Origin of the sequence: Microcystis sp. M090S1 (assembly GCF_020246295.1) — a bacterium.
Classification (GTDB): Bacteria; Cyanobacteriota; Cyanobacteriia; order Cyanobacteriales; family Microcystaceae; genus Microcystis; species Microcystis aeruginosa.
In genome coordinates, this window is sequence record NZ_JADBTF010000062.1 from 1 (window position 1) to 3,465 (window position 3,465).

The window sequence follows — 3,465 nt, forward strand, 5'->3', positions numbered from 1 at the left end:
AAATAAACATTATTGTTTTCCTGTATGGATAACTTTTATTGATGAACATCGATCGCACTATGCAAGAGGCAATAAGTATTTAGGGTGATAGGGAAATTTCCGCTAAATCCCCCACTTCCCCACTTCCCCACTTCCCCACTTACCCACTTACCCACTTACCCACTTCCCCACTTACCCACTTCCCCACTTCCCCACTTCCCCACTTCCCCACTTCCCCACTTCCCCACTTCCCCCACTCCCTACTCCTGTCTCCTGTCTCCTGTCTCCTGTCTTCTAAATTCTGCTGTATTGTTTCCCCTCATGAATATCGATCGCACTATCCAACTAGCTCATCAATTAGCGGACGCGTCTGGAGAGATTATCCGGTGCTATTTTCGGCAGCCCCATCTAGAAACCGAGACAAAACTCGATCAAGTTTCCTCAATAGTAACAATCGCCGATCAAGAAGCTGAGGAGGCGATGGTGGCGATTATTCGGCGAGAATTACCCGAAGATGGGGTTATTCGGGAAGAAGGAGCCAATATTCCCTCCCAAAGTGGTCGTTATTGGGTATTAGATCCGATCGATGGCACATCCTCTTTTGTCAAAGGATTGCCGATTTTTGGAACTTTAATCGGCTTAGTGGCAGAAAATCAACCGATTTTAGGAATTGTCGATCAACCGATTTTAGGCGATCGCTGGTTAGGAGTGAAGGGAAAAGCGAGTCTTTATAATAACCGGATGATTGTTAATCCCTACCGTCAAGATCGGGAACTTGTCTTAAAAAATGCCTGTTTAGCCTCCACCACTCCCTTAATGTTTATCACAGAACGACAACAAGCGATCGCTCGTCAGCTGCAAACCGTCTGCAAACGTACCGCTTTTGGGGGTGATTGTTATAACTATATGATGTTAGCCACTGGCTGCACTGCCATGCCGATGGTAATCCTAGAATCAGACCTGAAATACTACGATTTTTGTGCTTTAATCCCGATTATTGAAGGTGCGGGCGGAATAATTAGCGATTGGTCAGGTAATCCCCTACAAGCTGATTCTAGCGAAGTTTTAGCCGTCTCTAATTCCGGTTTATGGCGGCAGGTTTTAGAACAAATCAGCAGAGTGGGTTAGTGCCAATACTAAGATAATTAATCAACAGCTAACCCACCCCCGCGGCAATTAAACGGTGGCTAATTGAGGTTGGGGACGTTTGCTGTTACGGATACCTTCGATCGCCGTCCCGTAATCGGGGGCATTAAATACCGCCGAACCTGCTACAATCGCATTAGCACCCGCTTCGAGAACTTGCCAAGTATTAGCCGGTTTTAAGCCGCCATCCACTTCAATCCAGGGATCCAAGCCTCTTTCATCGCACATTTGGCGTAATTGACGGATTTTGGGGACAACTTCCGGGATAAAACTCTGGCCACCAAAACCGGGGTTAACGCTCATAATTAGGACTAAATCGCACAAATGCAGCACATATTCGATTAAATCTAGGGGAGTGGAGGGATTTAATACCACACCCGCTTGTTTACCGAGTTCGCGGATTTGGCAAAGAGTACGATGGAGGTGGGGAGAAGCATTATGTTCAGCGTGAACAGAAATAATGTCAGCACCCGCTTTCGCAAAGTCAGCCACATATTTTTCTGGTTCCACGATCATTAAATGCACATCTAAAGGTTTTTTCGTATAGGGACGAATAGCGGAGACAATCAGGGGTCCAATGGTGATATTCGGGACAAAACGACCATCCATCACATCAACGTGAATCCAATCGGCTCCTGCCTTATCCACAGCCTCGATATCGGCTCCTAATTTACTAAAATCCGCCGATAGGATCGAGGGAGAGACAACGATCGACTTCGAGCTTCCGTTTTGGGTCATGGCTAACTATAGAATTTCGTGTTTATATTTTCGTAACAATCTTATCAGCAATCAGTGATCAGTGATCACTAATCGGATTTGAGTTTTCAGTCGGGGTAATCCCAGAGCATTTTGTATAAATTGTAACAGACAAAAATTTTTAATTGTTGTACAGCAATAACCGCTACTGACAATCAATCATTTCTACTCTAGAATAAAAGATGTTGCAATCCCTTTTAGGGAATTTATTAGAAACTTGAGGTATATAAGTGTGACATAATCACAGTTTCGCATTTAACCTTCATAACCTGAAATATGAATATCATTGACGCTTTAAATCTCAAAAAACCCCAAGATTACCCTTCTAGAGAAGCCTATCAGCAAGACGTTGTCAAAGCGGTACAGGTCTTAATGCGTTTAGGTATTATGGATAGTCCCTCGGCCGATTTAACCGCTTCCCTAGACTCTATCCTTGAGAAATTACAAGAGGATGAACTGGCTATCTACGGTAGAAAACGCAGTAAACAAGAAATTATCGCCGATTTAAAGCAAGTTAATAGTGAAATTGCCGAACTCGATCGAGAAATAGCTGACTTAGAATGGCAAATTGCCCTCAAAAAAGCTGAAATATCTGTTAATGAGGCATCTTAGGTTTTTATCTTGATTCTGGTTCGTTTTCTCCAAACTGAGCGCAATAATCATCAAGACGGTTTTCCAGAAGCATCCTTAAGAGTTTAATAATAATTAGGGCTACGATCGCTAAGGGGATATTGCTGCCAAAGGTAATTCCGATCACCCCTTCCACTATATCTGCTGTCGTTCTCGTCGCTCTTCGATGATAAAAATGACAAAATTTTGCCTTAAAAGTCGGTGATTCAGTAGCTGTCTCGGCAATTTCTGCCAGTCCTTTCAGTTTTTCTGGTGTATCGTAGGAAGTATATTCATTCTCCAGTTGTCTGCGCTGCTCTTCCAACTGACGACGACGCAGACGAGCAGACTCTAAACGGCGCTGAAAAGCTTCCAGTTCTTCTAATTCATTAAAAGTGTTCATGGGTGATAACATTTTTGGGTAAGAGCAGGGCTTTCGTTGTGTAGCAATTCATTCTTCATATTCTGATTTGACAACACAGGTTTCTAACATACCAAAGCATGGAGGGGAATATCGGGCCGGTTAGCAAGTTTCGGTTTAGCGATAAACCAAGCGCCATTGGCCTAAGCATCGATAACCTGTTTAGCATAGGGATTGGTGTCGGATAATTCCAAAACCTCGTTAAGGGTCAGCAATTCTCCCTTGAGTTCTTCGGGCGGATTTTTGAGTATTTCGCATAATTCCGCCGTTTGTTGGGCATTGAGGGGAAGGGGAGGGATACCTAATTTCGCTCGCTCGGCAACGTGTCGGTGATAGGCTTCTAACATAGGTCTATTGTCTCCTAGTCTTCACTTGTGACGGTTTCTTCCTAGGTTACTGGATTTTTGCTAGTCTCTGAATTTCTAGGTTAACGAGAGATGACTTTGCTGTTTGACTTCCATAAAATGAGAAAATAGCGATCGATTGACTATATTGAGGCTTAGATAATGGCTATCACCGATTCTGATCTAGATTTAGCACAATATATCGACCAT

General features: G+C 43.5%; 4 protein-coding genes and 1 pseudogene. 2 read left to right on the forward strand and 3 right to left on the reverse strand.

Annotated features, from left to right (window positions below; genetic code table 11):
* The first annotated feature begins 300 nt into the window (after positions 1-300).
* Positions 301-1,107: a histidinol-phosphatase gene (gene hisN, locus IM477_RS02650; RefSeq protein WP_287730441.1), complete on the forward strand. Its 807-nt coding sequence runs from the start codon at positions 301-303 to the stop codon at positions 1,105-1,107.
* A 48-nt stretch (positions 1,108-1,155) separates the two neighbouring features.
* Here the strand turns inward: hisN and rpe are convergent, their stop codons facing one another.
* Complete coding sequence (gene rpe, locus IM477_RS02655) at positions 1,156-1,863, reverse strand: ribulose-phosphate 3-epimerase (RefSeq protein ID WP_002759286.1); 708 nt, start codon at positions 1,861-1,863, stop codon at positions 1,156-1,158.
* Positions 1,864-2,157: 294 nt separating this feature from the next.
* On the opposite strand from rpe, the gene IM477_RS02660 reads away from it, so the two are divergent.
* On the forward strand, positions 2,158-2,493 hold the full coding sequence (locus tag IM477_RS02660; RefSeq protein WP_287730442.1) for a hypothetical protein: 336 nt from the start codon (positions 2,158-2,160) through the stop codon (positions 2,491-2,493).
* 4 nt (positions 2,494-2,497) lie between these two features.
* On the opposite strand, the gene IM477_RS02665 is transcribed toward IM477_RS02660, so the two are convergent.
* Positions 2,498-2,893 (reverse strand): hypothetical protein, encoded by a 396-nt coding sequence (locus tag IM477_RS02665; RefSeq protein ID WP_036396888.1) that lies wholly within the window; start codon positions 2,891-2,893, stop codon positions 2,498-2,500.
* A gap of 89 nt (positions 2,894-2,982) precedes the next feature.
* A pseudogene (locus IM477_RS02670) lies at positions 2,983-3,258 on the reverse strand (aconitate B); the annotation flags it as partial.
* Positions 3,259-3,465 lie beyond the last annotated feature (207 nt).

Excerpts from the sequence above, each read along its gene's own strand:
- hisN (WP_287730441.1), top strand. The coding sequence starts at position 301 with ATGAATATCGATCGCACTATCCAACTAGCTCATCAATTAGCGGACGCG.
- rpe (WP_002759286.1), bottom strand. The coding sequence starts at position 1,863 with ATGACCCAAAACGGAAGCTCGAAGTCGATCGTTGTCTCTCCCTCGATC.
- IM477_RS02660 (WP_287730442.1), top strand. The coding sequence starts at position 2,158 with ATGAATATCATTGACGCTTTAAATCTCAAAAAACCCCAAGATTACCCT.
- IM477_RS02665 (WP_036396888.1), bottom strand. The coding sequence starts at position 2,893 with ATGAACACTTTTAATGAATTAGAAGAACTGGAAGCTTTTCAGCGCCGT.